We start from the raw sequence: 5,889 nt of genomic DNA on the forward strand, positions 1-5,889 counted from the left end.
CCTGGGGCCGCACGATGACCTGGCGCTCCAGGTCGATGGTGAGCTGGTAGCCAGGGAAGGCGTGCACTTCATCAAACAGCTGAGCCACGGTGGCCTCGGGCAACACGATGGGCAGCAGGCCGTTCTTGAAGCAGTTGTTGAAGAAGATGTCGGCAAAACTCGGCGCAATCACGGCGCGAAAGCCGTACTGGTCCAGCGCCCAGGGCGCGTGCTCGCGGCTGGAGCCGCAGCCAAAGTTCTTACGGGCGATCAACACCGAGGCTCCCGCGTAGCGCGGTTTGTTCAGCACAAAGTCGGGGTTGGGCTTGCGGCTGGCGGGGTCCTGGCCCGGCTCGCCGTGGTCCAGGTAGCGCCATTCGTCAAACAGGTTCACGCCAAAGCCGGTCTTCTTGATCGACTTCAAAAACTGCTTGGGAATGATCGCGTCGGTGTCGACGTTCTCGCGGTCCATCGGGGCGACTAGGCCCTTGAGTAAGGTGAATTTCTGCATGGAGATCTTGCTTATTTGTTGGCGGCGCGTTCGAGTGCGCCCCCCGCCCGTTGAACGTCCTGGCCCACGCCCTTGACGGTGTTGCACCCGCCCAGCAGCAAGGCGGCAGACAGTGCGATGAGGATGGCGGCGATTTTCTTCATGGCGAGCTCCTTCAGGCGAATTGGCGAATGTCCACAAAATGACCGTGCACGGCGGCGGCGGCGGCCATGGCAGGGCTGACGAGATGGGTGCGGCCACCAGCGCCCTGGCGGCCTTCGAAGTTGCGGTTGCTGGTGGATGCGCAGCGCTCGCCCGGCTCCAGGCGGTCGGCGTTCATGGCCAGGCACATGCTGCAGCCGGGTTCGCGCCACTCAAAGCCAGCAGCCACAAAAATCTTGTCGAGACCTTCGCGTTCGGCCTGCTCTTTGACCAGGCCCGAGCCCGGCACCACCATGGCCAGCTTCACGTTGCTGGCCACCTTGCGGCCCAGGTTCTTCACCACGGCGGCAGCTTCGCGCATGTCTTCGATGCGGCTGTTGGTGCAACTGCCGATGAACACCTTGTCGATGGTGATGTCGTTGATGGCCTTGCCGGGCGTGAGGCCCATGTAGGTCAAGGCACGCTCGATGGCGCCGCGCTTGTTGGCGTCTTTTTCCTTGTCCGGGTCGGGCACGCGGGCGTCAATGCCCAGCACCATTTCGGGCGAGGTGCCCCAAGTGACTTGGGGTTGGATGTCGGCCGCGTCGAGCTTGACGACGGTGTCGAACGTGGCGTCGGCGTCCGAATGCAGCGTCTTCCAGTACGCCACGGCCTGGTCCCACTCCACACCCGTGGGCGACAGGGGGCGGCCCTTGACGTATTCAATGGTCTTGTCGTCCACAGCGACCAGGCCCGCGCGCGCGCCGCCTTCGATGGCCATGTTGCAGACCGTCATGCGGCCTTCCATGCTCATGGCGCGGAAGACGGAGCCGGCAAATTCAATGGTGTAGCCCGTGCCGCCGGCCGTGCCGATCTTGCCGATGATGGCCAGCACCACGTCCTTGGGCGTCACGCCCTTGGCCAGCGTGCCGTCCACCTGCACCAGCATGTTCTTGGCCTTCTTGGCCAGCAGGGTTTGCGTGGCCATCACGTGCTCGACCTCGGAGGTGCCGATGCCGTGGGCCAGCGCGCCGAATGCACCGTGGGTGCTGGTATGGCTGTCGCCGCACACCACGGTCATGCCGGGCAGGGTGGCGCCGTTTTCGGGGCCGATGACGTGCACGATGCCTTGGCGCTTGTGCATGAAGGGGAAGAACGCAGCGGGCGAGATCTGCGCCATGTTGTCGTTCAGCGTGGTGATCTGTTCCTTGCTGATCGGGTCGGTGATGCCGTCGTAGCCGTTTTCCCAACCCGTGGTGGGCGTATTGTGGTCGGCGGTGGCCACGATGGAGCTCATGCGCCACACCTTGCGGCCCGCCTCGCGCAGGCCTTCAAACGCCTGGGGGCTGGTCACCTCGTGCACCAGATGGCGGTCGATGTAGAGGATGGAGGTGCCGTCCTCTTCGGTGTGGACGACATGCTCGTCCCAGATCTTGTCGTACAGGGTGCGTCCCATGGCGTGGCTTTCTTTTTCAGGTGGGTGGGTGATTTTAGTGATGCGGCGCTGGTGCGGGGGCGTTCATTCGGGCACCGTGGCGGGTGCCATATCGGGAGCCGTTGTCGGTGCGGTGCGCGGCGCCAGGTGCTCGACCAGCAAGCGCGCCGTGACGGGCAGGGCGTCGAAGTCGCGCGCCACCACACGCAGTTCGCGGTGGGCCCAGGCGTCGGTCAACGGGATGGCCTGCAGGTTGCCCACGCCGCGCATCAGTTCAAACGCCCGGTCAGGCAGCAGCCCCACGCCCAGGCCGCTGTCGATCATGCGGCACATGGCGTCCAGCCCGGTGACTTGGATGCGCTGGCGCAGTGGACGCCCGGCGGCGGCGGCAGCAGCGCGCATGGCCAGGCTGATGCTGCTGTTGGCGTGCAGGCCCACGATGTCCCAGTCCAGGACTTCTTCAAAATTGATAGCATTCAGCGCAGACAGGTCATGCGCCCGGGGTACTACAAGCACTAAATTGTCGGCGCGGTAGGGGCGGGTTTGTAATTCCAGTGCACCGTTGGCGCTGGCCATGCCGATGTTGCAGATGCCGAGGTCGGCGGCGCCCTCTTGTACGGCGTGCAGCACATCGCTGGAGAGGTGCTCCTGCAGGTCGATCTTGATCTGGCTGTGCTCGCGCGCAAAGGCGCCCAGGTCTTCGGGCAGAAACTGGAAGATGGCCGAGATGTTGGCGTGCATGCGCACATGGCCGCGCACGCCATCGGCGTATTCGCTGAGCTCGCCCTGCATGCGTTCGAGGCCAAACAGCACGGTGCGCGCATGGTGCAAGAGGCTTTCGCCAGCGGGCGTGAGGGTGACGCCCCGGCTGTGGCGGTAGAGCAGGGCGGTGTCTACGGCGGTTTCCAGGTCGGACAGGCGCTTGCTGACGGCCGACGCGGCAATGAATTCGCGCTCCGCCGCGCGGCCGATGCTGCCGAGCTCGCACACCGCCACAAATAATTGCAACGAGGTGAGGTCGATACGGCGCGCAAAACTGCGCTCGGAGCTTTTCATTTGGTGGAGCTAGCCTTCTTGTTTTGAGAAGACTTTGTATTTTCCTCCTGTTTTTAGCGGTTCGTCATCGCCGAATGCGATGACGTTCATCGTGTAAGGGGGCTGCGTATCAAAAAAGTGAGCTGCTTGCGCTTGTCTTTAAACGACTTCAGATGCTTTTAGTTATGAAAGCCAATGAATAAAAGCGCTGCCCGCTCCTATTTTTGATGAGTGCGCCTCTGTGCCCTCAGTTTTCACGCAGCCAAGGTGCTGCCATGTTCGGGCACTGTGGCTCGCCAGCGCAACTCGTGCTCAATGCGTTGCCGCAGCATGTCGGCGGCGCTCATCTCGCCGTGCACCACATAGACTTGATCGGGCGCGTGGCCCATGCTGCGCAGCCAGGCGATGAGCTGGTTGCCGTCGGCATGGGCGGATGCGGACGACAGCCGCACCACCTCGGCCCGCACCGCCACGTCCTGGCCGTGGATGCGGATGGTCTTTTCGCCATCGGCCAGCCGCGCCCCGCGCGTGCCGGGTGCCTGGTGGCCGGTCAGGATGATCATGTTGCGGTGATCGCCGGCGCGCAGCGCCAGGTGGTGCAGCACGCGCCCGCCGGTGGCCATGCCGCTGGCTGACAGGATCACCATGGGGCCGTGCAGCTTGGCAAGCCCTTTGGATTGCTCAGGCGTCTGGACCATGGTGGCGCCATGTTCGAGCGCCTGCACCTCGCGGCCAGTCAGGCGGTGCTCGTGCATGTGGTGCTGGAACAGGCCGGTGGTGCTGACGGCCATGGGGCTGTCCAGAAACACCTTCAGCGCCGTAGGCACCACGCCCTGAGCCTTGAGCAAACCAATGGCATGCAGCACCACCTGCGCGCGGCCCACCGCAAACACGGGGACCACCGCAATGCCACCGCGCGCGGCCAGACGCTGCAGGGCAGGGCCCAGTTCTTCTAGCAATGTTTCGGGCGGGTGTTCGCGGTCGCCGTAGGTGGACTCGATCAGCACCGTGTCGGCCTGGGGCGGTGCGTCGGGCGAGTTCATGAGCAAATCGTCGGGCCGGCCCAGATCCCCGGAGAAAAGGATGCGCCGCCCGCCCACCTCCAGCAGCACGCTGGCCGCGCCCAGGATGTGGCCCGCAGGCGAAAACGTGGCGCGCCAGCCGGGCAGGGGCTCAAACGGTTGATGGACGGCGTGCACCTTGAACTGCTTCATGCAGTGCAGGGCATCGAGGCGGGTGTACAGCGGCAGGGCAGGCTGGTGGCTGCTGAGCTGGTGCCGGTTGAGGAAGGCCGCGTCTTCCTCCTGCAGGTGCCCGCTGTCGGGCAGCAGGATGGTGCACAAGTCGCGCGTGCCGGGTGTGCAATGTATGGCGCGGGTGTAGCCATCGCGCGCCAGCAGGGGTAGATAGCCGCTGTGGTCCAGGTGGGCGTGCGTCAACACCGCGGCGTCGATCTGGTGCGGGGCCACCGGCAAGGGCTGCCAGTTGCGCAACCGGAGTTGTTTGTAGCCCTGGAACAGGCCGCAATCGACCAGCAGGCTTTTGCCGTTGTAGCGAACCAAGTATTTGGAGCCGGTGACTGTGCCAGAGCCACCCAGAAAGGTGATGTTGACGTTCATGTGCCAAGGCTCCCGTGGGTTCGTCGATGGATTTTTATCGTACTGCTGGGAGCTTGGCGGGCAGGCAGTCACTGGCAGTTTCTTGCCCTATATCAAGAAAAAACCGCCGGGGCCGGGAGGCCGCAGGCGGTTTTTTTGAGGGAGGGGAGGCTGTGATCAGCTGAAGAAGTTCTTCAGCTTGTCCGTCCAGCTTTCTCCACTGGGCGAATGGCGGCCGCCACCCTTCTTGAGCGAATCTTCCAACTCGCGCAGCAGCTTGCGCTGGTGCTCGGTCAGCTTCACAGGCGTCTCGACCGCGATGTGGCAGTACAGGTCGCCTGGGTAGCTGGCGCGCACACCCTTGACCCCCTTGCCGCGCAGACGGAACTGCTTGCCAGCCTGGGTGCCCTCGGGGATATCGATGGCCGCCTTGCCTGCGAGCGTGGGCACCTCGATCTCGCCGCCCAGGGCCGCTGTGATAAAGCTCACCGGCACCTGACAGTGCAGGTCATCGCCGTCCCGCTCAAAGATGTCGTGTTTCTTCAGGCGGATCTCGATGTACAGGTCGCCCGGTGGGCCGCCGTTGGTGCCTGGCTCGCCGTTGCCGGTGCTGCGAATGCGCATGCCGTCGTCGATGCCCGCAGGGATCTTCACTTCCAGCGTCTTTTGCTTCTTGAGCTTGCCTTGGCCGTGGCAGGTGGTGCACGGCTCGGGAATGATCTTGCCCGTGCCGCGGCAGTGGGGGCAGGTCTGCTGCACGCTGAAGAAGCCCTGGCGCATCTGCACTGTGCCCGCGCCCTGGCAGGTGCCGCAGGTTTTGGCGCTGGTGCCGGGCTTGGCGCCGCTGCCGTGGCAGGTGTCGCAGCCCTCCCACGACGGGATGCGGATCTGCGCATCTTTGCCGCGTGCGGCTTCTTCCAGCGTGATCTCCATGGCGTAGCTGAGGTCGCTGCCGCGGTAGACCTGGCGGCCCCCTGCAGCACCGCGCCCACGCCCACCTTGCTGGCCGAACATGTCGCCAAAAATGTCACCGAAGGCTTCGGCAAAACCGCCAAAGCCTTCTGCACCCGGGCCCCCGGGGCCGCGCATGTTGGGGTCCACACCTGCGTGACCATACTGGTCATAGGCGGCGCGTTTTTGCGGGTCCGACAGCATCTCGTAGGCCTCTTTGGCCTCTTTGAATCGCTCTTCGGCCGACTTGGCAGCATCCC

General features: G+C 64.4%; 6 protein-coding genes. All 6 read right to left on the reverse strand.

From position 1 onward, the window contains the following. The coding region (leuD, locus tag ACK41V_RS23165; RefSeq protein ID WP_409785960.1) for a 3-isopropylmalate dehydratase small subunit at positions 1-490 on the reverse strand (490 nt) is incomplete at its 3' end. A gap of 11 nt (positions 491-501) precedes the next feature. After that, positions 502-633, reverse strand: coding sequence for an entericidin A/B family lipoprotein (locus ACK41V_RS23170; RefSeq protein ID WP_055399399.1), 132 nt, complete (start codon positions 631-633; stop codon positions 502-504). Between the two features lie 11 nt (positions 634-644). Then, positions 645-2,066, reverse strand: a complete 1,422-nt coding sequence (leuC, locus tag ACK41V_RS23175; RefSeq protein WP_409785963.1) for a 3-isopropylmalate dehydratase large subunit — start codon at positions 2,064-2,066, stop codon at positions 645-647. 63 nt (positions 2,067-2,129) lie between these two features. Further along, positions 2,130-3,101 carry a LysR family transcriptional regulator gene (locus ACK41V_RS23180; protein WP_409785965.1) on the reverse strand — a complete coding sequence of 324 codons (972 nt, stop codon included), beginning with the start codon at positions 3,099-3,101 and terminating at the stop codon, positions 2,130-2,132. 233 nt (positions 3,102-3,334) lie between these two features. Next, entirely contained in the window at positions 3,335-4,699 is a 1,365-nt protein-coding gene (locus ACK41V_RS23185) for an MBL fold metallo-hydrolase (RefSeq protein ID WP_409785968.1), read from the reverse strand. Between the two features lie 156 nt (positions 4,700-4,855). Continuing rightward, a partial coding sequence (gene dnaJ / locus ACK41V_RS23190) for a molecular chaperone DnaJ (protein ID WP_409785970.1) occupies positions 4,856-5,889 on the reverse strand: 1,034 nt, incomplete at its 5' end.

The organism is Acidovorax sp. (assembly GCF_046291265.1).
GTDB lineage: Bacteria > Pseudomonadota > Gammaproteobacteria > Burkholderiales > Burkholderiaceae_C > Acidovorax.

Coding starts and splice junctions, on each gene's coding strand:
- ACK41V_RS23170 (WP_055399399.1), bottom strand. CDS start 633: ATGAAGAAAATCGCCGCCATCCTCATCGCACTGTCTGCCGCCTTGCTG.
- leuC (WP_409785963.1), bottom strand. CDS start 2,066: ATGGGACGCACCCTGTACGACAAGATCTGGGACGAGCATGTCGTCCAC.
- ACK41V_RS23180 (WP_409785965.1), bottom strand. CDS start 3,101: ATGAAAAGCTCCGAGCGCAGTTTTGCGCGCCGTATCGACCTCACCTCG.
- ACK41V_RS23185 (WP_409785968.1), bottom strand. CDS start 4,699: ATGAACGTCAACATCACCTTTCTGGGTGGCTCTGGCACAGTCACCGGC.